Annotated in this window: 24 protein-coding genes and 1 riboswitch; of the genes, 21 read left to right on the top strand and 3 right to left on the bottom strand. The window is 51.8% G+C overall.

What is annotated here, in order from left to right; all coding sequences use genetic code 11:
* Positions 1-45 precede the first annotated feature (45 nt).
* From OMQ46_RS13740 to prmB, 6 genes are all read left to right on the top strand, one after another.
* Complete coding sequence (locus tag OMQ46_RS13740; RefSeq protein WP_266237734.1) at positions 46-339, top strand: hypothetical protein; 294 nt, start codon at positions 46-48, stop codon at positions 337-339.
* 148 nt (positions 340-487) lie between these two features.
* Positions 488-1,480, top strand: coding sequence for a transaldolase (locus tag OMQ46_RS13735; protein WP_266237732.1), 993 nt, complete (start codon positions 488-490; stop codon positions 1,478-1,480).
* 169 nt (positions 1,481-1,649) lie between these two features.
* Positions 1,650-2,285: a 3-hexulose-6-phosphate synthase gene (hxlA, locus tag OMQ46_RS13730; protein WP_266237730.1), complete on the top strand. Its 636-nt coding sequence runs from the start codon at positions 1,650-1,652 to the stop codon at positions 2,283-2,285.
* Positions 2,286-2,296: 11 nt separating this feature from the next.
* Entirely contained in the window at positions 2,297-2,836 is a 540-nt protein-coding gene (gene hxlB / locus OMQ46_RS13725; protein ID WP_266237728.1) for a 6-phospho-3-hexuloisomerase, read from the top strand.
* Between the two features lie 136 nt (positions 2,837-2,972).
* Complete coding sequence (gene leuC / locus OMQ46_RS13720) at positions 2,973-4,382, top strand: 3-isopropylmalate dehydratase large subunit (protein ID WP_266237726.1); 1,410 nt, start codon at positions 2,973-2,975, stop codon at positions 4,380-4,382.
* Positions 4,379-5,305: a 50S ribosomal protein L3 N(5)-glutamine methyltransferase gene (gene prmB, locus OMQ46_RS13715; RefSeq protein ID WP_266237723.1), complete on the top strand. Its 927-nt coding sequence runs from the start codon at positions 4,379-4,381 to the stop codon at positions 5,303-5,305. The genes leuC and prmB overlap by 4 nt, the downstream gene beginning before the upstream one ends.
* A gap of 4 nt (positions 5,306-5,309) precedes the next feature.
* Here prmB and OMQ46_RS13710 read toward each other — a convergent pair whose 3' ends face one another.
* Complete coding sequence (locus OMQ46_RS13710; protein WP_266237721.1) at positions 5,310-6,611, bottom strand: diguanylate cyclase; 1,302 nt, start codon at positions 6,609-6,611, stop codon at positions 5,310-5,312.
* 74 nt (positions 6,612-6,685) lie between these two features.
* Positions 6,686-7,357 carry a DNA mismatch repair endonuclease MutH gene (gene mutH, locus OMQ46_RS13705; protein WP_266237719.1) on the bottom strand — a complete coding sequence of 224 codons (672 nt, stop codon included), beginning with the start codon at positions 7,355-7,357 and terminating at the stop codon, positions 6,686-6,688.
* A 74-nt stretch (positions 7,358-7,431) separates the two neighbouring features.
* On the opposite strand from mutH, the gene OMQ46_RS13700 reads away from it, so the two are divergent.
* Together OMQ46_RS13700 and OMQ46_RS13695 are read left to right on the top strand one after the other, a co-directional pair.
* On the top strand, positions 7,432-8,352 hold the full coding sequence (locus tag OMQ46_RS13700) for an ABC transporter ATP-binding protein (RefSeq protein WP_266237717.1): 921 nt from the start codon (positions 7,432-7,434) through the stop codon (positions 8,350-8,352).
* The gene (locus tag OMQ46_RS13695) at positions 8,349-9,131 is read left to right on the top strand and encodes an ABC transporter permease (RefSeq protein ID WP_266237714.1); all 783 of its coding nucleotides are present in this window, start codon (positions 8,349-8,351) and stop codon (positions 9,129-9,131) included. The genes OMQ46_RS13700 and OMQ46_RS13695 overlap by 4 nt, the downstream gene beginning before the upstream one ends.
* 181 nt (positions 9,132-9,312) lie before the next feature.
* On the opposite strand, the gene dusA is transcribed toward OMQ46_RS13695, so the two are convergent.
* A complete protein-coding gene (dusA, locus tag OMQ46_RS13690; RefSeq protein WP_266237712.1) occupies positions 9,313-10,296 on the bottom strand; it encodes a tRNA dihydrouridine(20/20a) synthase DusA in 984 nt (327 codons plus the stop codon).
* A 77-nt stretch (positions 10,297-10,373) separates the two neighbouring features.
* Here dusA and OMQ46_RS13685 point away from each other — a divergent pair, with 77 nt between their 5' ends.
* From OMQ46_RS13685 to ptsP, 13 genes are all read left to right on the top strand, one after another.
* On the top strand, positions 10,374-11,066 hold the full coding sequence (locus tag OMQ46_RS13685; RefSeq protein ID WP_266237709.1) for a M48 family metallopeptidase: 693 nt from the start codon (positions 10,374-10,376) through the stop codon (positions 11,064-11,066).
* Positions 11,067-11,138: 72 nt separating this feature from the next.
* A riboswitch (S-adenosyl-L-homocysteine riboswitch) is annotated at positions 11,139-11,215 on the top strand.
* Positions 11,216-11,301: 86 nt separating this feature from the next.
* On the top strand, positions 11,302-12,465 hold the full coding sequence (gene metK, locus OMQ46_RS13680; RefSeq protein WP_266237707.1) for a methionine adenosyltransferase: 1,164 nt from the start codon (positions 11,302-11,304) through the stop codon (positions 12,463-12,465).
* Between the two features lie 14 nt (positions 12,466-12,479).
* Positions 12,480-13,790 carry an adenosylhomocysteinase gene (gene ahcY / locus OMQ46_RS13675; RefSeq protein WP_266237705.1) on the top strand — a complete coding sequence of 437 codons (1,311 nt, stop codon included), beginning with the start codon at positions 12,480-12,482 and terminating at the stop codon, positions 13,788-13,790.
* 59 nt (positions 13,791-13,849) lie between these two features.
* The gene (gene metF, locus OMQ46_RS13670; protein WP_266237703.1) at positions 13,850-14,704 is read left to right on the top strand and encodes a methylenetetrahydrofolate reductase [NAD(P)H]; all 855 of its coding nucleotides are present in this window, start codon (positions 13,850-13,852) and stop codon (positions 14,702-14,704) included.
* 18 nt (positions 14,705-14,722) lie between these two features.
* On the top strand, positions 14,723-15,415 hold the full coding sequence (locus OMQ46_RS13665) for an ABC transporter permease (protein ID WP_266237701.1): 693 nt from the start codon (positions 14,723-14,725) through the stop codon (positions 15,413-15,415).
* Positions 15,412-16,404 carry an ATP-binding cassette domain-containing protein gene (locus OMQ46_RS13660; protein ID WP_266237699.1) on the top strand — a complete coding sequence of 331 codons (993 nt, stop codon included), beginning with the start codon at positions 15,412-15,414 and terminating at the stop codon, positions 16,402-16,404. The genes OMQ46_RS13665 and OMQ46_RS13660 overlap by 4 nt, the downstream gene beginning before the upstream one ends.
* Before the next feature lie 138 nt (positions 16,405-16,542).
* The gene (locus OMQ46_RS13655; RefSeq protein WP_266237697.1) at positions 16,543-17,997 is read left to right on the top strand and encodes an RNA polymerase factor sigma-54; all 1,455 of its coding nucleotides are present in this window, start codon (positions 16,543-16,545) and stop codon (positions 17,995-17,997) included.
* Between the two features lie 33 nt (positions 17,998-18,030).
* A complete protein-coding gene (hpf, locus tag OMQ46_RS13650; RefSeq protein ID WP_266237694.1) occupies positions 18,031-18,357 on the top strand; it encodes a ribosome hibernation-promoting factor, HPF/YfiA family in 327 nt (108 codons plus the stop codon).
* 20 nt (positions 18,358-18,377) lie between these two features.
* Positions 18,378-18,839 (top strand): PTS sugar transporter subunit IIA, encoded by a 462-nt coding sequence (locus OMQ46_RS13645; RefSeq protein ID WP_266237692.1) that lies wholly within the window; start codon positions 18,378-18,380, stop codon positions 18,837-18,839.
* Between the two features lie 3 nt (positions 18,840-18,842).
* The gene (locus tag OMQ46_RS13640) at positions 18,843-19,355 is read left to right on the top strand and encodes a serine kinase (protein ID WP_266237689.1); all 513 of its coding nucleotides are present in this window, start codon (positions 18,843-18,845) and stop codon (positions 19,353-19,355) included.
* 146 nt (positions 19,356-19,501) lie between these two features.
* Positions 19,502-19,909, top strand: a complete 408-nt coding sequence (locus tag OMQ46_RS13635) for a PTS sugar transporter subunit IIA (protein ID WP_266237687.1) — start codon at positions 19,502-19,504, stop codon at positions 19,907-19,909.
* Entirely contained in the window at positions 19,906-20,175 is a 270-nt protein-coding gene (locus tag OMQ46_RS13630; RefSeq protein ID WP_266237684.1) for an HPr family phosphocarrier protein, read from the top strand. The genes OMQ46_RS13635 and OMQ46_RS13630 overlap by 4 nt, the downstream gene beginning before the upstream one ends.
* Entirely contained in the window at positions 20,172-21,920 is a 1,749-nt protein-coding gene (gene ptsP, locus OMQ46_RS13625) for a phosphoenolpyruvate--protein phosphotransferase (protein ID WP_266237682.1), read from the top strand. The genes OMQ46_RS13630 and ptsP overlap by 4 nt, the downstream gene beginning before the upstream one ends.
* Positions 21,921-21,922 lie beyond the last annotated feature (2 nt).

Genomic DNA, 21,922 nt, shown 5'->3' with positions numbered 1-21,922 from the left:
TTATGTTGGGCAGATGGGGTTTAAAAATGTAACAGGGGTACAATCATGAATGAAAATAAAGGTCTATTTGCTTCGATTTGTGGCTTCTTTAAGAGCTTGTTCTCTTCAAGCCCGGTAACAGAAAGTAAGCCGGCTGCATCTGCCGATGGTCTGACGGGTGTTGAGCGTTACATCAGAAACAAGTCTCAGGGTGGTTCCAACCTGACCGGTGTTGAAAAATACATCAGAAACAAAACCACGAACGGCAAGCCACTGACGGGTGTCGAACAGTATGTTCGTAACCAGTCTCAAGCAAAATCAATGACGGGTGTAGAACGTTACATCCAAAACAAGGGCTAATCAGCCTTTACCCCATCGTGGTGATACGTCGCTGCATTCAGATCGCAGCGAGCCCAACCTGACGTATCCCGGACAATTTCAAAACTTACATTCGCGCTCATTCAAGCGTGATTGTTGTTTTTAACTTTGAAAACTAAAGGTACATAACATGGCTAATTTACTTGATCAGCTTAAGGAAATGACCGTTGTTGTTGCTGATACGGGTGATCTTGAAGCAATCAAGAAGTACACCCCACGTGACGCGACAACCAACCCTTCTCTGATTACTGCTGCCGCTCAAATGCCTCAGTATCAAGATATCGTTGACGACACACTGAAAGCTGCGCGTGAATCACTGGGTGAAGACGCACCGGCTTCAGAAGTGGTTTCACTGGCATTTGACCGTCTGGCGGTTTCTTTCGGTCTGAAAATTCTGGACATCATTCCAGGTCGTGTTTCGACTGAAGTTGATGCGCGTCTGTCTTACGATACTGAAGCCACTATCGCTAAAGGTCGTGACCTGATCGCTCAATACGAAGCTGCCGGCGTTGACCGCAACCGTATCCTGATCAAAATCGCTTCTACCTGGGAAGGTATCCAGGCTGCTGCGGTTCTGGAAAAAGAAGGCATCCACTGTAACCTGACACTGCTGTTCGGTCTGCACCAAGCCATCGCTTGTGCTGAAAACGGTATTACTTTGATTTCACCGTTCGTTGGTCGTATTCTTGACTGGTACAAAGCAGACACAGGTCGCGATTCTTACGAGTCACACGAAGACCCAGGTGTACTGTCAGTCACCGCAGTCTACGAGTACTACAAAAAATTCGGTTACAAAACTGAAGTTATGGGCGCAAGCTTCCGTAACATGGGTGAAATTACCGAACTGGCCGGCGTGGACCTGCTGACCATCTCTCCAAAACTGCTGGAAGAGCTGCAAAACTCAGAAGGCACGCTGGAACGTAAACTGTCTCCAGAAATCTCAGCCAAGTCTGACATTGAGAAAATTTCAATGGACAAAGACACCTTCGACAAGATGCATGCTGAAAACCGCATGGCTCAGGAAAAACTGACTGAAGGTATCGACGGCTTTGCGAAAGCACTGGAAACATTGGAAGAATTGCTTGCCGATCGTCTGGCAAGCCTTGAAAGCGTCAAAGCGTAGTCTCAGACTACATTCGCTTTCTCACGTATTCAGCCCGCTCCACTGTGAGCGGGCGGGAATGCAGCGGAAAACGGCTTCATTGACTTGATGCCGTTTTCTGCATATAGTCCCGCTTCACTTTATTGTTAAGCGTGAACAATCATTTTTACTACATTTAGGAGTATGTAACATGGCTGAAATCCAAATGGCACTCGACTCTCTGGACTTCGACGCAACAATGGCTCTGGCTGAACAAGTCGCGCCTTACGTCGATATTCTGGAAATTGGTACACCATGCATCAAGTACAACGGTCTGAAACTGGTTAAAGCGCTGAAAGCGGCTCACCCAGACAAGAAAATCCTGGTTGACCTGAAAACAATGGACGCTGGTGAATACGAAGCCACTCCTTTCTTTGAAGCCGGTGGTGACATCACTACTGTACTGGGTGCTTCTGACATGGCGACCATCAAAGGCGTTATCAAAGCAGCAAACGCTAACAACGCTGAAGCTCAAATCGACCTGATCGGTGTTGAAGACAAATCAGCAGTTGCTAAAGAAGCCGCTCAAAACGGTGCGCACATCATCGGTGTTCACACTGGTCTTGACGCACAAGCCGCTGGTCAAACTCCGTTTGAAGACCTGAAAACCATTACTGGTCTGGGTCTGGGCGTTAAAGTATCAGTCGCCGGTGGTATCAACAAAGACACCATCCAAAGCTGTGTACAAGCTGGCGCTGCTATCGTTGTTGTTGGTGCTGCTATCTACGGTGCGCCTTCACCAGCTGAATCTGCTAAAGAACTGCGCGCTCTGGTTGACGCAGCATAAGGATTAGTAAAATGACAATGCATCGTGATCTAGTTCTGAACAAAATCACTAATATCCTGGGAGCCACTGACGATTCGCTTGAAGCAGAATTCGTATCTATGTGTGATGATGCCAAGCGCATTTTCATCACAGGTGCGGGTCGTTCAAGACTGGTTGGTAACTTCCTCGGTATGAGGTTGATGCATAGTGGTTATACTGTATATGTTCAAGGTGAAATCAGCACACCGAGTATCCGTGAAGGCGATCTGCTGATCGTTATCTCAGGTTCCGGTGAAACTACTCAGCTGGTATCATTCGCGAACAAAGCCAAATCTGAGAACGCTAAAGTGGTTTTGATTTGTTCAAAATCCAGTTCAACGATTGGCGATATGGCGGACAAAACAATTCAAATCGGTAACGATGACAGCTTTGCCCCGACTAAGGGCATGCCGATGGGTACCATGTTTGAATTGTCTACGCTGATCTTCCTGGAGTCTATCGTGTCTCACCTGATTCACGAAAAAGGTATTCCTGAAGAAGAAATGCGTTACAGACACGCTAATATGGAATAACCACTTTTCCTTAGCAGAAAGTCAGAAAACGGGTAACCTTCGGGTTGCCCGTTTTTTTATGTCTGTCATATGGATAGAGCTTGTCCGGTTAAAACGCTATAATAAGCTGTTGTCCATTTAATTGATTTTGAATTCTATGTCCGCCAAAACGCTTTACGACAAACTCTGGGAACAACACGTGGTCCGTAGCGATGCAGACGGCACAGCGCTGCTCTATATCGATCGCCACCTGGTTCATGAGGTGACCTCCCCGCAGGCTTTCGAAGGACTGCGTCTGGCGCATCGCAAACCCTATCGTCTGAACACGATTCTGGCGACACCGGATCATAATGTACCCACATCAGACCGTGACAAAGGCATTGCTGACCCGGTCTCCCGCCTGCAGGTAGAGACCCTGGACCTGAACTGTAATGAATTCGGCATTGTCGAATTCGGTCTCAACGATTTACGCCAGGGTATTGTTCACGTCGTGGGTCCTGAACAGGGCGCGACCCTGCCTGGCATGACCGTAGTCTGTGGTGATTCGCACACCTCTACGCATGGCGCTTTTGGTGCATTGGCCTTTGGTATCGGCACCTCAGAAGTCGAACATGTGATGGCCACCCAGTGTCTGATCCAGCGTAAATCCAAGAATATGCAGGTTCGCGTGGAAGGTCACGTTAAACCGGGCATCACCGCCAAGGACATCGTGCTCGCCATTATCGGTGAAATCGGCACTGCCGGTGGTACCGGTTATGCCATCGAGTTTGCCGGTGAGGCCATTCAAGCGCTGAGCATGGAAGGCCGCATGACCGTGTGTAACATGACGATCGAAGCCGGTGCCCGTGCGGGCATGATTGCCGTCGATGACACGACCATTGAATACCTGCGTGAACGTCCATTCGCGCCACAGGGTGAAAACTGGGATAAAGCCGTCGCCGCCTGGCGTGAGCTGCATTCAGATGACGGGGCGCACTTCGATAAAGTCGTGACACTCAAGGCTGAAGAAATAAAACCTCAGGTTACCTGGGGCACCTCACCGGAAATGGTGGTACCGGTCACTGCCAATATTCCCGACCCGACAGCAGAAGGTGACGCCGTTAAGCGAAATGGTATGGAAAAAGCCCTGAAATATATGGGCCTCAATGCCAATCAGCCGATTACGGATATTCATCTGGACCGCGTCTTCATCGGTTCCTGCACCAATTCACGTATTGAAGATCTGCGTGAAGCGGCCAGTGCGATTAAAGGCGGTAAAGTCTCTGCCAGCGTCAAACAGGCGATGGTGGTGCCAGGCTCCGGTCTGGTCAAGCAACAGGCGGAACAGGAAGGTCTGGATAAAATCTTTATTGAAGCCGGTTTTGAATGGCGTGATCCGGGCTGCTCAATGTGCCTGGCGATGAACGCTGACCGTCTGGAATCCGGTGAGCACTGCGCATCGACTTCAAACCGCAACTTTGAAGGTCGTCAGGGTCAGGGTGGTCGAACTCACCTGGTGAGCCCGGCGATGGCCGCTGCCGCAGCGATTGCCGGTCACTTTGTAGATATTACTCAACAAAGCGCATGAGCGATTACGCAGCGGTGCAAACCGAACTGCTGACCCTGCGCGATTTTCTGCGCTGGACCACATCCCGCTTCCTTGAGGCGGGATTGTTTTATGGCCATGGCAATGACGATGCCTTTAATGAAGCCTCACAGCTGATTCTCAGCAGCTTGCATCTACCCGTGAATGAATTGCCGGCGTTGTTTCTGGATGCCCGTTTGAGCAATGAAGAAAAGAAAAACTTACTCGGGCTGATTGAAAAACGTATCGAGCAACGCATCCCTCTCCCCTATCTGACCCATGAAGCCTGGTTTGCCGGCCTGCCGTTTTATGTCGACGAACGTGTACTGATTCCGCGTTCTCCTTTTGCCGAGCTTATCGACAATCAATTCCAGCCCTGGCTGGAAAGCCCCGACGAGCTTGGCCGTATTCTGGATCTCTGCACCGGCAGCGGCTGTATTGCCATTGCCCTGGCCATGGCTTTTCCTGAGGCGACTGTTGATGCGGTTGATATCAGCGAAGACGCGCTGGCGGTGGCCGATATCAATATCAAAAAGCATGAACTGCAGGATCAGGTTACAGCGATTCAGTCCGATTGCTGGCAAGCCATTGAACCGCAACAGCAATATGATCTGATTGTCAGCAACCCGCCTTATGTCGGGGCTGAAGAGATGGCAGGTCTGCCTGCAGAATACCGGCATGAACCGGCTTCCGCGCTGGAAGCGGCTGATAACGGCCTGGCTCTGGTCAGAGAAATTCTGCTGAAAGCTGCCGATTATCTGAGTGATAACGGCTTGTTGTTTGTGGAAGTCGGCAACAGTGATCTCGCGGTCGACGCGGCCTGGCCGGATATGGCCTTCATGTGGCTGGATTTCGAATCAGGCGGTCACGGTATTTTTATGCTTGATAAAGCACAATGTCTCGAATTCAAACAGAAATACGCCTGAACAGTCAGACCGTCTCACTCTCTTCCTGGTAAGTCACCACGCAGTCTCTACCTGCCATCTTGGCCTGGTACATGGCTTTATCGGCCCGCTCAAACAAACTGTTAAGTGTATCGTGGTTGTCTCTGGCCAACTCCGCGATGCCGACACTGACCGTCACCGGCTTCTCCAGTCCGGCTGGCTTGAATTTGCGCAAGCGGTCGAGCATCCGGTCCATCAAGCCATTGGCTGAATTCAGATCACAGCCCGGTAAAATAAATACCATTTCATCACCGGCCCAGCGGGCAATCATATCGACATCACGTACATGTCGCTTCAGCCAGGCTCCCAGTTCGGATAAGAGTTGATCGCCGATCTGAAAACCGTGGCGCTCATTGATTTGCTTCATGTGGTCAATATCCATCACCGCCAGTGACAAGGTGCGATCGAAACGATAAGCCTCGCTGAAATATTTACCGGCAAACTCCCGCAACGCGTGGCGGTTGAACAAACCTGAGGTTTCATCCAGCATCGCCAGGCTGTAAAGTGATTGCTGCTGAGTGCGCAGTTCTCTCAGTGTCTGATAACTGGTGATATGGTTGAATACCCGCTGGCGAAGCTCTTCACGCACAATCGGCTTGGAAACATAATCATTAACGCCGAGATGGAATAATTCGATCTTGCGCGACATATTGTCAAAACCGGACGTGGCGATAATCGGCACATTGCCATATTCACTCTGCATCCGGCGGATTTTCCGCACCAGGGTGATGCCGCTCATAATGCCTTCCAGCATGATGTCGGTAATCACCAGATCATAATCACCATTGCGGAAGGCCTCCCAGGCACTCTCAGCATAGTTATAAGCATCCACATCGAGCCCCATATCGGTCAGCAGATCAATCACGATAGTCTGTAATACGCGGGAGTCTTCAATGAACAGTACCCGACCTGACAGTTGCCGTGACTCACGCTGACTGAGGCGAGTCAGATAGGTTTCCATCTCAGTAATGTCATGCTTGCTGAAAATATCAGTGGCACCGGCCAGCAGCGCCTGCTTGAGGATTTTGGCATTATCCTGTTCGGTCAATACCAGCAGGGTGGCGAATTCGTAACCACTCAGCGCACGGAGCTGGCTGCAGAATTCACTGCTGGCGTAGTCCTGCAAGTTATCGGCACAACAGACCAGACGGTAACGTTCGTTGCCCGCCTTATCCAGGCCATCATAGCCGGAATAGGCAATATCGACCTGAAAGCCGGCTGACGTCAGTAAGTCGCTCAACTGCTCGCTGAAATAACTTGAACTATCAATCACCAGCGCGTTTAACATACTATCCGCCTTACTGCTTTCCATACTGTCCATGTATCGAGTATCGAGTATCGACTAAATTGGCAACGTTACCATTATTTGAACTGAGTCGCGAGTAATTGACGGGTAAAGCTGCTACGCAAGTAAAAGCCCTTGGGATTCATCTGGCTACTTTCTCCGGTCTCCGACCACGACTTTGCCATCACGCGGCTGTGTGCTGCTTTGGGACGGATTTGCAGAAACTCACCTTCTCTTGCTGTGATGTCAGCCTGTTCTCCAAGCACAACCCGGTCCATTAGTTCTTCCCAGTCATGCTGCAGTTGCTGTTCCTGTTCAGGTGTCGGCTGCCAGATCCAGCCATGACCAACATAACGATCCGCCAATGGAATCGCAGCGTCGGCTTCTACTGGCAGCCACAATACTTTCGCCAGCTTTTTCCTGACCCAGCTGTTTTCCCACTGCAGCCGACCTGATTCAGTCAGCGACACAGTGCACACATAGGTTGACTCCTTAGGCTGACCCTGGGCATTGAGTGGCAAGGTTTTAAGTTCAATGCCCAGGCCCATAAAATCAGGTTCCGCCTGATTACCCGCATCCGCTCCGAGATAATATTCCAGTAACTGTCCCACCCAGCCTTTATGCCGTTGGAGGTTGCCGGGCACGTTTAGTCCCATTTCAGCGGCCACTTGCCCCAGAGTTTTACCGGCAAGCAAACGGCAGCGCTCGACTAAATCGGCTTCGGTTTCAGGCGCTTTTCTGGCTTCCATTGGCTTTTCCAAATTCTCAAAAACGGCCCGGTCATGGTAACCTAGCGTCCTTTATCCTGTCCCTGTGAGGAGCTGTGAAAGCCTTATCCATCAACAAGCTGAGCAAAACCTACCGTAATGGTTTGCAGGCCCTGAAAGAAGTCAGCCTGGATATCGAACAGGGTGACTTTTTCGCCCTGCTGGGTCCCAACGGTGCCGGCAAGACCACAACCATTGGCATCATAACTTCACTGGTCACCAAGACCACCGGTAGCGTCAAAGTCTTCGATACCGATCTCGACGACGATTCTGAGCAGGCTAAAAGCTACATCGGCCTGGTGCCTCAGGAATTTAACTTTAACGGCTTTGAACAGGTCAAACACATCCTGATTACCCAGGCAGGTTATTATGGCATGCCCGCTCATGAGGCTGAACCCCGTGCTGACGAACTGCTCAAGCAGCTCGGGCTATGGGAAAAACGCCACACACCGTCACGTTCGCTGTCAGGGGGAATGAAGCGTCGGCTGATGATTGCCAGAGCACTGGTTCACAACCCCAGATTACTGATCCTGGATGAACCCACCGCAGGCGTCGATATTGAACTCCGCCGCTCGATGTGGACTTTTCTACGCAAGATTAACGCTGCCGGCACCACGATTATTCTGACTACGCATTATCTGGAAGAGGCAGAGAGCCTGTGCCGCAATATCGCCATTATAGACAAGGGTGAGATTATCGAGAACACCGATATGAAGACCCTGCTCAACCGGCTGGATAAAGAAGCCTTCATTCTCGATCTCAAATATCCACTGCTGAATAACGATTTGGATAAGCTGGACTACACCCGTCTGGATGACACCACGATTGAAGTGGAGATCAGTCGTGGCGAGTCACTCAACAGCGTGTTTGAGGTGTTGAGCCGACACGGCGTGGAAGTCGTCAGTATGAAAAATAAAGCCAACCGGCTGGAGGAGTTGTTCTTGAACCTGGTTGAAACTTCGGAGCAAAGCACATGAACCAGAGCCGTCATCAACGCCACTGGGTTGCCCTGTCGACGCTGGTTACCCGCGAAATCCGCCGCTTTTTCCGTATCTGGCCGCAGACTATTCTGCCGCCGGCCATTACCATGACCCTGTATTTCATCATTTTCGGCAACCTGATTGGCAGCCGCATTGGTGAAATGGGTGGTTTCACCTATATGGAATATATTGTCCCCGGCATCATCATGATGGCGGTGATTAACAATGCCTACTCCAACGTGGCTTCGTCATTTTTCAGCGCCAAATTTCAAAACCATGTCGAAGAGCTTATCGTTGCACCAGTGCCCAATTACCTGATTCTGGCCGGTTATGTGGCCGGCGGCACCGCGCGCGGGCTGTGTGTTGGTGTGATTGTCACCATCGTCTCACTGTTTTTTACCCGACTGCCGATTGAGCATATTTTTATCACAATCAGCATGGTGGTGCTGAGCGCCGTGCTGTTCGCCATCGGCGGTTTTATCAACGCGGTTTATGCCCGCAGTTTTGATGAAATCTCGATCATCCCGACCTTTATCCTGACGCCGCTGACGTATCTGGGTGGTGTGTTTTATTCCATCAGCCTGTTGCCGGAATTCTGGCAGAACGTGTCCTTACTCAACCCGATTCTGTATATGGTGAATGCTTTCCGCTTCGGCATGCTGGGCGTGTCGGATATTCCGGTGGTGGCGGCATTCAGCATTATTCTGCTGTTTATTGGCGGACTGACGGCATTTGCACTCTATCTACTGCATAAAGGCACCGGGCTGAGGAATTGACCAGGTGGCTGAGAGCGATATATGAATCCGCAGATTACGCCGATTTCACAGATTACTGATCAACGTTGATTCAATAATCGAGTTGATATGAATTAGACTTTGCTGAGGAAATTAGCCTCAGGCCTGAGACTCTTGCTCGATTAATCTGTGTACATCTGCGTAATCTGCGGATAGTTATCAACTAACCCACCAGCGATAATGCTTCCTTAAGCGTCTGAATCCCCGCCCCCGGCAAGTGGGCATTCTCACTTAAATGACGACGCCAGCGGCGGGCGCCGGGCTGGCCCTGGAACAGGCCCAATAAATGACGGGTGATTGATTTTAGCGGTCTACCCTGCTGCATACGCTGCTCAATATAAGGCAGCATCTGTTCAATCACTTCATGACGAGAAATCACCGGCTTCGCTTTGTTGAATACAATGTCATCGGCTTCAGCCAGCAGGTATGGGTTGTGATAAACCGCACGGCCCATCATCACACCATCGACATGCTGCAGATGCTGCCCGACTCCTTCCAGCGTCTGGATGCCGCCATTGATATCGATATGCAGGTGCGGATAATCCCGCTTAATCTGATATACGCGCTCGTAGTTAAGTGGCGGCACATCACGATTTTCCTTCGGGCTTAAACCTTTCAGCCAGGCATTACGCGCATGCAGAATAAAGATTTCGCAACCGGCAGCAGAGACCTTGTCGATAAAGTCGGTCAGAAATTGATAACTGTCGAAATCATCGATGCCCAGACGGGTTTTCACTGTCACTGGAATAGTGACCCTGGCCTGCATGGCAGCAACGCCCTCTGCCACCAGCTCCGGCTCGGCCATCAGACAGGCACCGAAACGACCTGACTGGACCCGATCACTGGGACAGCCGACATTGATATTGATTTCATCATAACCCGCGTCTTCACCCATTTTCGCGCAAAGCGCGAGTTCTTCCGGCTCACTGCCGCCCAGCTGCAATGCCAGCGGGTATTCCAACTGATCATGGGCCAGAAAACGTTCCCGGTCACCATGAATCAGCGCACCGGTCGTAACCATCTCGGTATAGAGCAGCGTTTCACGTGAAATCAGCCGCAACAGATAACGGCAGTCGCGGTCGGTCCAGTCCATCATTGGGGCAACGGACAGACGTCGGGTAGGGGAAAAAGCGGTGGCTGCTGACATGGTTTGGCTGCGAGTTTAAAACCCGCTATTTTCGCAAAAAACTGGCAAAAAATCTTCCTCTTACGCACAATAACGCGATGAAAAGCATCCATTGCAATGGCGTTGAGGTCGAGGTCATACGCAGCAAGCGCCGCAAGACCCTGTCGCTGGGCATCCGTAACGGTGAGGTCAAACTGCGAATCCCGGCCCGCCTGCCCTTGCATCAAGCCGAGCGCTTCGTGCATGAAAAAAGTCACTGGATACAGCAAAAGCTGCTGGCGCACCCTCCGGTTAAAGCCAAACAATTCGAAAGCGGCGAAAGCCTGCTCTATCTGGGAAAAACCTACAGTCTGGTGGTTGAGCCAGCCCAGGCGCGCAGAGAGATACAACTCACTGATAAAGTTTTGCTTGTCATGCACCGTGATCCGCAGCCCAGTCAGGCAGCGATAAAACGGCAAGTCGAAGGCTGGTACAAACATCAGGCGAGGCATTTACTGACAGCGCGCTGCGAAGAACTGGCAGCGCAAACCGGATTGGTGCCCGCCAGCATAGAAGTCAAAACCTATCGTGCCCGCTGGGGCAGTTGTACCGCATCAGGAGAAGTGCAGCTTAACTGGAAACTCATCATGGCGGCGCCTGACATTATTGATTACGTCATCATTCACGAACTCTGTCATCTGCGTCAGCACAATCACTCACCGGCATTCTGGCAACTGGTGAAACAATTTGACCCAGCGTTCACGCAACATCGGGCATGGTTGAAATCAAACGGACAGAAACTTCAGCTGTAAAAGCCGCTGCCAGGCTGGCGACTGGCGTTTAGAAGCTTGAAAAATCTGCCATTTCAATTAATATGTCGACTTTGGGATAAGGAACGCTGCAACAGGGCTGACCCTGCTAGGCTTATCCAACAGGTTTCATTTAACTGCGTTCATTATTAACAGGTAACTGATAGTAATGAGCACGGTCCCTCGACTCATGGCACCACTATCATTACCTCGAACTAATGTAATGAGGAAGCTGGCTATGAGTAGTAATTATCTTTTCACCTCTGAGTCCGTGTCAGAAGGTCATCCGGACAAAGTCGCTGATCAGATTTCTGATGCCATCCTGGACGAGATTCTTCGTCAGGACCCCCGCGCAAGGGTTGCTTGTGAGACCCTGATTAAAACCGGTGCCGCCATTATCGCCGGTGAAATTACCACTTCGGCCTGGGTCGACCTGGAAGACGTGGTCCGTAAAACTATCACCGATATCGGCTACAACAGCTCTGAAGTCGGTTTCGATGGTCAGACCTGTGCCGTGATGTCGTTGATCGGTAAACAATCTTCCGATATCGCCATGGGCGTGGATCGTGACACTGAAGAAAATCAGGGTGCCGGTGACCAGGGCCTGATGTTCGGTTATGCCAGTAATGAAACCGATGTCCTGATGCCCGCGCCGATTACCTATGCCCATCGTCTGGTTAAAAGACAGGCCCATATCCGTAAAAGCGGTGAACTGAGCTGGCTGCGTCCTGACGCCAAAAGTCAGGTGACCTTTGTCTATCAGGATGGCAAACCAGTGGGTATTGATGCCGTGGTACTGTCTACTCAGCACAGCCCGGAAATCTCCCAAGCAGACCTGCGGGAAGCGGTGATGGAACACATCATTAAACCCGTGCTGCCGGAAGAATGGCTGACACCAAAAACCCAGATCCATATCAATCCAACCGGCCAGTTCATTATCGGTGGTCCGGTGGGTGACGCGGGTCTGACCGGTCGCAAGATCATCGTCGATACCTACGGTGGTATGGCCCGTCATGGCGGTGGTGCCTTCTCCGGTAAGGATCCCTCTAAGGTTGACCGCAGTGCGGCCTATGCAGGTCGTTATGTGGCCAAGAACATCGTTGCCGCTGGTCTTGCTGATCGCTGTGAAATCCAGGTCTCCTACGCCATCGGGGTCGCCGAACCGACTTCAATCAGCGTCGAAACCTTCGGCACCGGCAAAATCTCGCAGGAGCGCCTGGAGCTGCTGGTCAGGGAACATTTTGATCTGCGCCCGGTCGGTCTTATCAAAATGCTCGACCTCATCAAACCCATTTACCAACCCACTGCCGCCTACGGTCATTTCGGCCGTGAAGATGCTGGCTTCAGCTGGGAAAACACCGATATGGCTGACGTATTACGCGATGCCGCCGGTCTGAAATAATTTAAGGAATCATCATGGAATCTGCTATCGAAAACCTCACCCCCGACTACAAAGTCGCTGATATTTCACTGGCCAAATGGGGTCACCAGGAAATTAAAATTGCCGAAAGCGAAATGCCCGGTTTGATGGCGCTGCGTGAAGAATACGCCGGCCAGGCACCACTGAAAGGTGCCCGCATCGCCGGCTGTCTGCACATGACCATTCAAACAGCGGTATTGATCGAAACACTGGTGGAACTGGGCGCTGAAGTACGCTGGTCTTCCTGTAATATCTTTTCAACCCAGGATCACGCCGCCGCGGCGATTGCCGATCAGGGCATTCCGGTCTTTGCCTGGAAAGGTGAAACCGAGGAAGAAGCGGTCTGGTGTATTGAGCAAACCATCGTTGGCCCCAATGGCTGGCGTCCGAATATGATTCTGGATGATGGTGGCGACCTGACCCTCATCATGCACGAGAAATATCCGGAGTTACTGGACTATGTTAAAGGTCTGTCGGAAGAAACCACCACCGGTGTTCACCGCCTCTATGAAATGATGAAACAGGGCACGCTGAAAGTCCCTGCTATCAACGTCAATGACTCGGTCACCAAATCCAAGTTCGACAACCTCTATGGCTGCCGTGAATCTCTGCTCGACGGCATCAAACGCGCCACTGATGTGATGGTTGCCGGTAAAATCTGCGTCGTGCTGGGTTACGGTGATGTCGGTAAAGGCTGTGCTCAGGCTTTCCGTGGCATGGGCGCCACTGTGCTGGTCACCGAGATCGATCCGATTTGTGCCCTGCAGGCCAGTATGGAAGGTTACCGCATCGTCACCATGGATGAAGCCGCGGCGATGGGTGATATTTTTGTTACCGCCACCGGTAATATCGATGTCATCACTCACGACCATATGAAAGCGATGAAGAACGAAGCCATCGTCTGCAACATCGGTCACTTCGATTCTGAAATCGATGTCGCGTCATTGCGCCAATACGAGTGGGAAAACATCAAACCACAGGTTGACCACATCATCTTCCCGGATGGCAAGCGCATCATTCTGCTGGCCGAGGGCCGTCTGGTGAACCTGGGTTGTGCCACAGGTCATCCGAGCTTCGTGATGTCTGCGTCATTCACCAATCAGGTCATGGCGCAAATCGAACTGTGGCAACACAGCGATAATTATGAGAACCGGGTTTACGTGCTGCCCAAGAAGCTGGATGAGAAAGTCGCCCAGCTGCACCTGGGCCGCATTGGTGCCAGCCTGACACAACTGACGCCGGAGCAGGCAAAATACCTGGGTCTGGAACAGGCCGGTCCTTACAAGCCGGAGCACTACAGGTATTAATCGTTAATCAGTTAGAATGGGCTGATTTTTCAGCCCATTTTTTTCTTCAAGACAAAAACATGTCCAAAAATCTGACGCTCAGTTGCGAGTTTTTCCCGCCTAAAACCGACAAAGGGGTCGCTAATCTTCGGCGTGTCCGCGAAGCTTTGATTCCACTTGCCCCCGAATTTTATTCGGTTACCTTCGGCGCCGGTGGCTCCACCCAGGACAACACCATGGAAGCGGTGCTGGAAATTCAGCAGCAGCAACCCACTACCGGTATTGATGCCGCACCTCACCTGTCCTGTGTCGGCTCCAGTGCCGATCGGCTGCGTGAAATGCTCGATATTTATCAACAAAACGGTATTCACCGAATTGTGGCGCTGCGCGGGGATCTGCCCTCCGGTATGCGGGATCCGGGTGATTTCCGTTATGCCAGTGAACTGGTTGAGTTTATCCGCAGGGAAACCGGCGATTATTTCGATATTGAGGTCGCGGCCTATCCGGAAGTGCATCCACAGGCCCAGACCGCGGAATTTGATCTGGATAACTTCAAACGTAAGGTCGATGCCGGGGCCAATAGCGCCATTACCCAGTATTTCTACAATATTGATGCTTACCGCTTCTTCCTGGATCGCTGTACGCAGAAAGGCATCGATATTCCGATTATTCCCGGCATTATGCCCATCAATAACTTTGCCCAGCTGGCACGCTTTTCTGCCAGTTGTGGTGCTGAAATCCCGCGCTGGTTACGCAAACGGCTGGAAGAATTCTACGATGATACCGAGTCGATGAAAGCCTTCAGCCTCGACTTTCTGACCGAATTCACCCGTCAGTTGATTGAACTGGATGTGCCCGGCCTGCATTTCTATACCATGAACAAGACCGAGCCCACGCTGACCATCTGTCAGCGACTTAATCTGATTAAGCCATAGCGTCAGGCGGCCCTTGCGATGGAATATTTTGCTGATTCTTTCGCTGCCGCCTTTGCGTTGCTCCTGCAGCTCGATCCGCAGATCATGCGGATCATTGTCACTTCCGTCTATATCTCCCTGACGGCTTCCGTCATTGCTGCGCTACTGGCCATCCCCGCCGGTGTGGCGATGGCGCTGAACCGCTTCAAAGGCAAAGCCACGATTCAGCATTTGCTCAATACCCTGATGGCAATGCCCACCGTGGTGATTGGTTTACTGCTTTATGGTCTGTTCAGCCGGGCCGGGCCGCTGGGTGATTGGGGCCTGCTCTATACCCCGACAGCAATCATCATCGCCCAGGCCATTTTGATTTTCCCCATTATGATGAACCTGACGGTGACTGCCGTAAATTCAGCTGACCCACGCTTGATACCAACATTAAAAAGCCTCGGCGCACGGACACTGCCGATGATGCTGCAGGTTATTCGGACCACCCGCTTTGCCATACTGGCCGGTGTCATTACCGGCTTCGGTCGGGCTATTGGTGAGGTCGGGGCCGCTATGATGCTGGGTGGCAATATCGAGGGATTTACCCGCACTATGACCACCGCTATCGCGCTGGAGACCAGCAAAGGCGAATTCGAGCTGGGTCTGGCGCTAGGCATGGTGCTGTTGTTGATTGCCTTTGTGCTGAACTTCCTGCTATCGATTCTGAATAAGGCCAAATCATGACACCGGCTTATCAACTCAGTGATATTCGCGTTGCCTTTGATGGCAGAGACGTGCTCACTATCCCATCCTTAAGTCTGTGCCTCAATGAAAGCACTGCCCTACTCGGCGAAAACGGCGCCGGCAAGTCGACTCTGATGAATCTGCTGGCTTTTGTGCAGCGCCCCGATCAGGGTCAGATCGCCCTGCTGAAACAAACTGTGGGTGCCAGACTGAGCGCTGAGCAGCGTCGTCGCATCGGCTATGTCACCCAGCAACCCTATATGCTGCATGGCAGCGTCCGCGATAACCTGAAGCTGGCACTGAGATTACAGCATATCCCCCGGCCACAGCATCATGCGCTGATAGAAAAAACCTTGTCTCTAGTCAATCTGATGCCACAGGCGGATCAGGATGCAGCGACCCTGTCAGGGGGGGAGCTCAAGCGGGCCGCTATCGCCCGCGCGATTGTCTATGAACCTGATATTCTGCTGCTGGATGAACCCTTCTCGCATCTGGATCAGCGTCATATTCGCCAGTTGGAAACCAGCATTCGTCAGTTTGCCGCCCAGGATGGCAAAACAGTCATTTTCTCCACCCACGATCGGTTGCAGGCGATGGCGATAGCCAACAAATCCATCAACCTGGTCAATGGCCACGTCACCAGCGCGCCTCTGCTGAACCTTTATCACGGGCAAACCCAGCAACAGCTATTCAATACCGGCAAACTGTTAATTCATATCGGTGAAAACGATGCCGGTGCCCGGCATATTGCCATCGACCCACGCCAGATTATTGTGTCTGATCAGCCACTGCATCACACCAGTGTGTTGAACAGTTTCGCCGGCCGTTTAACCCAGATTGCCGAAGAGGCCGGCCATATTCGCCTGTTGATTGATTGCGGCGAACCGTTTTATGCGGTGATAACGCCCACCTCACTACACAACCTGGCATTACAGCTCGGGGATACTGTCTGGGTTAATTTTAAAGCCAGTGCGGTGAGTGTTTTCTAGCGCTTGGCTTGCGCAGTAGCCTGTGCTCAAACAGATTGTTTTTCAGTTCACAGAACAAATTGGCGATATCCTGTAGGCAATGGCATAAGACTTGCGGTAACATAAACTCATGGTCGCAACATTAGTCCAAAAACACTTGTGAAACCCTCATTACAGCTACGTGTAGGCCAAAGTCTTTCGATGACGCCGCAGCTGCAGCAGGCGATCCGCTTATTGCAACTGTCATCGCTGGAGTTGCAGGCTGAAATTCAGGAAGCGCTGGAAACCAATCCCTTGCTGGAAGTCGAGGAAGACTACGACTACGACCAGAATGCCGCCAGCCGCAGCGATGACGATCAGGCCAGCCGCGACATCAGTCAGTTGGAAAACCAGGATATCCCCGAAGATCTGCCCGTCGACACCAAATGGGAAGATATGTACGACCACCAGCACGTTTCCAGTGTTGGCAGCAGTCCAATGGGGGATAGCGATCTGGAACGTGAAAACCAGGACGAAAGCACAGATACGCTGCAACAGCATCTGCTTTGGCAAATGCGTCTGACCCCCTTCACCGAGACCGAAGCCACTATTGCCACCATGATCATTGACTCGGTGGAAGATGATGGCTATCTCAAAACCACCCTGGAAGAAATACACGAAAGTCTCAGCGAGGAGTTTGAAGAACTGGAACTCGATGAGATTGAAACCGTGCTGCACCGGATTCAACATTTTGACCCGGTCGGTGTGGCCGCGCGCGATTTGCGTGAGTGCCTGCTGATCCAGCTGCGTGTCTACGAGGCTTCCGGCATTCCCCATATCGATTTGCTGCGTGAACTGATCGACAAACACCTCGATACGCTGGCTAAACGCGACTATGCGCAGATCAAACGAGCCCTGAAGGTCTCTGACGACGAACTCACCGAACTGGTACGCTCAATTCAACTGCTGAACCCACGCCCCGGTAGTCAGATCCAGACAGACAACACCGAATACATCGTGCCCGATGTCTACGCCCGTAAATATCAGGGCAAGTGGCAGTTATCGCTGAACCCGGATAATGCACCGCGCTTGCAGATTGCCGAACACTACGCGCAACTGGTCAACCGTGCCGATAACAGTGCCGAGAACACCTACCTCAAGAATAATCTGCAGGAAGCGCGCTGGTTTCTGAAAAGCCTGCAAAGCCGTAACGAGACGCTACTCAAAGTCACTGAAGCCATTGTGGAGCGGCAGAAAGATTTTCTTGACCATGGTGAAGAAGCAATGAAACCACTGGTACTGGCTGATATCGCAGAAGCCGTGGAAATGCACGAGTCCACGATTTCGCGGGTAACCACCCGTAAATACCTGCACACCCCGCGCGGTATCTTCGAGTTGAAGTATTTCTTTTCCAGCCATGTCAGCACGGAAGCAGGGGGTGAATGTTCAGCCACGGCAATCCGCGCTATCATCAAAAAACTGGTCGCGGCTGAAAACCCGCGCAAACCCCTGAGTGACAGTAAGATCGCCGCCATTCTCGGTGATCAAGGGATCAACGTCGCTCGCAGAACGATTGCAAAGTATCGCGAGACGCTGGCCATCGCGCCATCGAACGAGCGAAAACGACTGGTTTGAATCAGTCATCACCACTCTAGAGGAGTCTTTTTTATGCAATTAAATTTAAGCGGACAACACATCGATATCACTGACAGCCTGCGTGATCACGTCAACAAAAAGTTCGAAAAACTGACACGTCACTTCGATAATATGACCAATGTTCATGTGATTCTCTCTGTGGAAAAACAGCGTCAGAAAGCCGAAGCGACAGTCCATGTCAGTGGCGCTGATTTGTTCGCCTCCGATGAAAACGAAAACATGTACAGTGCGATTGAGAATCTGGTCGCCAAGCTGGATCGTCAAATCATCAAGCATAAAGATAAAATCACTGACCACCATCAAGCGGTCGGTGCCGATATGAAGCACAGAAGTAATTAATTCAATTCACAGGACTTTCTATGCTCATTGCCGCTTTATTGGTTAACGCAGACAGCATCAGTTTCCGCGATTCGGCCTCCAGCAAGAAAAAAGTACTGGAGAACCTGAGTCAGAAACTGGCTGCCAATACGACCGCGACAACAGCAGAGAAAATATTCCAGGTCTTACTCGAGCGAGAGCGACTCGGCAGTACCGGACTGGGCAAGGGCGTGGCGATTCCCCACGCCCGGGTGCCCGGTCTGACGCATACCATTGCCGCCATGCTCACCCTGGAAAATCCGGTCGCTTTCGAATCCGCTGACAATCAACCCATCGATATTGCTTTTGGCCTGCTGGTGCCGGAAGAAGATACCGATCATCACCTGCAACACCTTTCCCGCCTGGTCTCCCTGTTCCGAGACCCGGAAATCTGCGATCAAATCCGCCACGCTGACAGTGCCGATGCCATCTTTGAACTGCTGTTATCGATTGATGATGACTAAGCCATGAAAGCGCAGAGGGAAAGTCACTCCTGCCATGGTGTTATGGTCTGTATTCATGGCCAGGGCGTGCTGATTACCGGTGAGGCCGGCATGGGTAAAAGCAGCCTGGCGCTGGAACTGGTGTCAGAAGGTCATCAACTGGTAGCTGATGATGTGATTGAAGTCAGTTGCAGTGATAACCAACTCTACGGGCACTGCCCGAATATGCTCAAGGGTCTGTTGAACAGCCGTGAACTGGGCACTATTGATATCGAAAAACTGTTCGGTATCAGTGCCACAGTGGAATCGGCGCCACTGCAGTATATCGTTGAGCTCAACCCCAACCCCTTACCCGGAAAACTCGAAGGCCAGCAACAAACGACCACCTTGTTACAGCAGCAGTTACCCAGCATCAGATTAAATCCAAACGCCGCCGCCAGTGTTAGCTCGCGCCTGCTCACCTGGCTCAAGATGCAGCATCAGGCCGATGCCAATCTGGAACTTCGGCGTCGTCAGGCAGCACAAATGCAATCATGACCCCCGCTCATGGATGGGCAGCGTTAACAGACTCTGGAGGCTGGAACTATTTGCCTGGACAGAGGATATCCATTACATTCAAAGCCGTCATGAGACTGTTGTTGTCAGAGTCAGGACCGCAGCAGTTTGATTTTTAGAGAGATGAGATGACCGTAGGCATTTTACTCGTATCACACAACAACATCGGCACTGAGTTGATTAACACGGCCAGGCAGATGCTGTCCTGCTGTCCACTACCGACTAAAGTTTTGTCTATTGAATCCAGAGATCAGCCAGAGGCCATTCTGTTGGAGCTCGATGAGGATCTGAAAGGCTTGGATCAAGGCAACGGGATTTTGATTCTGACCGATATGTTCGGCTCGACACCGAGTAATATCGCCTGCGCGGTCTCGGATCGCTCGGATATCCGTGTGGTGTCAGGACTGAATCTGCCGATGCTGATACGGGTGCTGAATTACCCGGCATTGAGTCTGGATGAGTTGGAAGTCAAAGCACTGAGTGGCGGCCAGGAAGGTGTGGTCCGCTGTCATCACTCGGGATACTCAAGTAAATGATGGAACAGACATACACAATTATTAACAAACTCGGACTGCACGCCCGCGCTGCCGCCAAATTTGTCACCACCGCCTCAGCGTATCAGGCAGACATCACCGTCTCCCGTGATGGCCGTACTGTCAATGGAAAAAGCATTATGGGTGTCATGATGCTGGCCGCTGCCAAAGGGACAGAAATCCGTATTCATGCTGTCGGTGATGATGCCGAAGCAGCATTGGATGCCATTGGCAGTCTGATTAATGATTATTTTGGAGAAGGGGAATGACACTTGAGCTGCAGGGTATCGGCGTCTCACGTGGCATTGCGATGGGCCGCGCCCATATTCTTTTTCACAATCAGCCTGATGTCCGCGAATACCTGATCCCGGCATTTGCCATCGAGCAGGAAGTTGATCGCTTTCTGGATGCGATTGAACAGGCCAAACAACAGCTCAAATCGATCCGTAATCATATCCCGGCCAATGCGCCGGCTGACGTTACCTCGTTTATCGACACCCACCTGTTAATGCTGGGTGACTCCTCACTCAACAAGGTGCCTGTGGATATGATTCGTCAGCGCCGCTGTAATGCCGAGTGGGCTCTGCAGTTGCAGCGGGATGCGCTGATCAATGTGTTTAACGAGATGGATGACCCTTATCTGCGCACACGCCGCGATGATGTCGATCATGTCGTCAACCGCATTCATCGGATTCTGACTGATCAGGAAGTCGCTGATCATGAAATCCCCGATGGCCGTCTCAAGGGCCATATCATCATCGCCGAGGATTTGACCCCGGCCGATACCGTCCTGATGCAGCACCAGGGCATTGTTGCTTTCGTCACCGAACACGGTGGTGCCACTTCACACACCACCATTCTGGCCCGCAGTCTTGGCATTCCGGCGATTGTCGGTGTCGAATCGGTGCGTCGCTACGTGCAGGACAACGAACCGCTGATTGTCGATGGCGAAACCGGCATTATGCTGCTGGGCGCCGATGAGACCACTCAGGATGAATATGAACGCCGACTGATCGCCTTTCGTGAACATATCTCGTCGCTGAGTCGCTATAAGTCGCAGCCGACCAAAACCCGTGATGGCAAGTCGATTACCCTGCTGGCTAATGCGGAATTGCCGGAAGATATTACGACCATCAGTGCGGCCGGTGCCCAGGGTATCGGCCTGTACCGGACCGAATTTCTCTATATGAACCGGCTGGCGCCACCGGAAGAGGAAGAACAGCTTGCCGCCTACCGTGATGTGGTGGAAGGCATGAACGGACAACCAGTCACAATCCGGACTTTTGACCTGGGCGCCGATAAAACCGTCGATGGCGGGCGTCACCTGAATCAGACAGTGGTCACCAATCCGGCGTTGGGTCTGCGGGCCATTCGCCTTTGTTTGAGCCAGCCCACCATGTTCCGGACCCAGTTGCGCGCCATTCTGCGGGCTTCGGCCTACGGCAAGATTAAGGTCATGTTCCCGATGATTTCCACGATGCATGAACTGTTGCAGGCGCGGCATATTCTGGAACAATGCAAGCACGAACTCGATATGGAACATCTCGAATACGACCACCACATCAAGATCGGTGCGATGATCGAAATCCCGGCCAGCGCGGTTTGTGCAGAGATGTTTGCGCGCCATGTCGACTTTCTGTCGATCGGTACCAATGACCTGATCCAGTACACACTGGCAATCGACCGTATCGACGACCACGTCAACTACCTGTATGACCCACTGCACCCGGCCGTGCTGCGTTTGATCAATATGACGCTGCAGGCCGGCAAGAAACACAATGTGGAAGTGTCGATGTGTGGTGAGATGGCCGGCGACCCACGTTATACCCGCCTGCTGCTGGCGATGGGACTGGAGAGCTTCAGTATGCATCCCAATGCCTTGCTGGAGGTCAAGCAGGTGATTAACGAAACCGAACTGAGCCAGTTGCCAATTAACACGCTGGACATCATGAACGCGACTGATCCGCTGGAAGTTGACATGCTGCTGGAACAGATCAACGGCCCTGACCATTAAAG

The sequence above is a fragment of the Methylophaga sp. OBS1 genome (assembly GCF_026319365.1).
Note: the sequence above shows the minus strand (reverse complement) of the source record. Positions and strands in the feature narration are given on the sequence as shown.

Bases quoted from the DNA above. Each gene is read 5' to 3' on its own strand.
- OMQ46_RS13740 (WP_266237734.1), top strand. From the start codon at position 46: ATGAATGAAAATAAAGGTCTATTTGCTTCGATTTGTGGCTTCTTTAAG.
- OMQ46_RS13735 (WP_266237732.1), top strand. From the start codon at position 488: ATGGCTAATTTACTTGATCAGCTTAAGGAAATGACCGTTGTTGTTGCT.
- hxlA (WP_266237730.1), top strand. From the start codon at position 1,650: ATGGCTGAAATCCAAATGGCACTCGACTCTCTGGACTTCGACGCAACA.
- hxlB (WP_266237728.1), top strand. From the start codon at position 2,297: ATGACAATGCATCGTGATCTAGTTCTGAACAAAATCACTAATATCCTG.
- leuC (WP_266237726.1), top strand. From the start codon at position 2,973: ATGTCCGCCAAAACGCTTTACGACAAACTCTGGGAACAACACGTGGTC.
- prmB (WP_266237723.1), top strand. From the start codon at position 4,379: ATGAGCGATTACGCAGCGGTGCAAACCGAACTGCTGACCCTGCGCGAT.
- OMQ46_RS13710 (WP_266237721.1), bottom strand. From the start codon at position 6,611: ATGTTAAACGCGCTGGTGATTGATAGTTCAAGTTATTTCAGCGAGCAG.
- mutH (WP_266237719.1), bottom strand. From the start codon at position 7,357: ATGGAAGCCAGAAAAGCGCCTGAAACCGAAGCCGATTTAGTCGAGCGC.
- OMQ46_RS13695 (WP_266237714.1), top strand. From the start codon at position 8,349: ATGAACCAGAGCCGTCATCAACGCCACTGGGTTGCCCTGTCGACGCTG.
- dusA (WP_266237712.1), bottom strand. From the start codon at position 10,296: ATGTCAGCAGCCACCGCTTTTTCCCCTACCCGACGTCTGTCCGTTGCC.
- OMQ46_RS13685 (WP_266237709.1), top strand. From the start codon at position 10,374: ATGAAAAGCATCCATTGCAATGGCGTTGAGGTCGAGGTCATACGCAGC.
- metK (WP_266237707.1), top strand. From the start codon at position 11,302: ATGAGTAGTAATTATCTTTTCACCTCTGAGTCCGTGTCAGAAGGTCAT.
- ahcY (WP_266237705.1), top strand. From the start codon at position 12,480: ATGGAATCTGCTATCGAAAACCTCACCCCCGACTACAAAGTCGCTGAT.
- metF (WP_266237703.1), top strand. From the start codon at position 13,850: ATGTCCAAAAATCTGACGCTCAGTTGCGAGTTTTTCCCGCCTAAAACC.
- OMQ46_RS13665 (WP_266237701.1), top strand. From the start codon at position 14,723: ATGGAATATTTTGCTGATTCTTTCGCTGCCGCCTTTGCGTTGCTCCTG.
- OMQ46_RS13660 (WP_266237699.1), top strand. From the start codon at position 15,412: ATGACACCGGCTTATCAACTCAGTGATATTCGCGTTGCCTTTGATGGC.
- hpf (WP_266237694.1), top strand. From the start codon at position 18,031: ATGCAATTAAATTTAAGCGGACAACACATCGATATCACTGACAGCCTG.
- OMQ46_RS13645 (WP_266237692.1), top strand. From the start codon at position 18,378: ATGCTCATTGCCGCTTTATTGGTTAACGCAGACAGCATCAGTTTCCGC.
- OMQ46_RS13640 (WP_266237689.1), top strand. From the start codon at position 18,843: ATGAAAGCGCAGAGGGAAAGTCACTCCTGCCATGGTGTTATGGTCTGT.
- OMQ46_RS13635 (WP_266237687.1), top strand. From the start codon at position 19,502: ATGACCGTAGGCATTTTACTCGTATCACACAACAACATCGGCACTGAG.
- OMQ46_RS13630 (WP_266237684.1), top strand. From the start codon at position 19,906: ATGATGGAACAGACATACACAATTATTAACAAACTCGGACTGCACGCC.
- ptsP (WP_266237682.1), top strand. From the start codon at position 20,172: ATGACACTTGAGCTGCAGGGTATCGGCGTCTCACGTGGCATTGCGATG.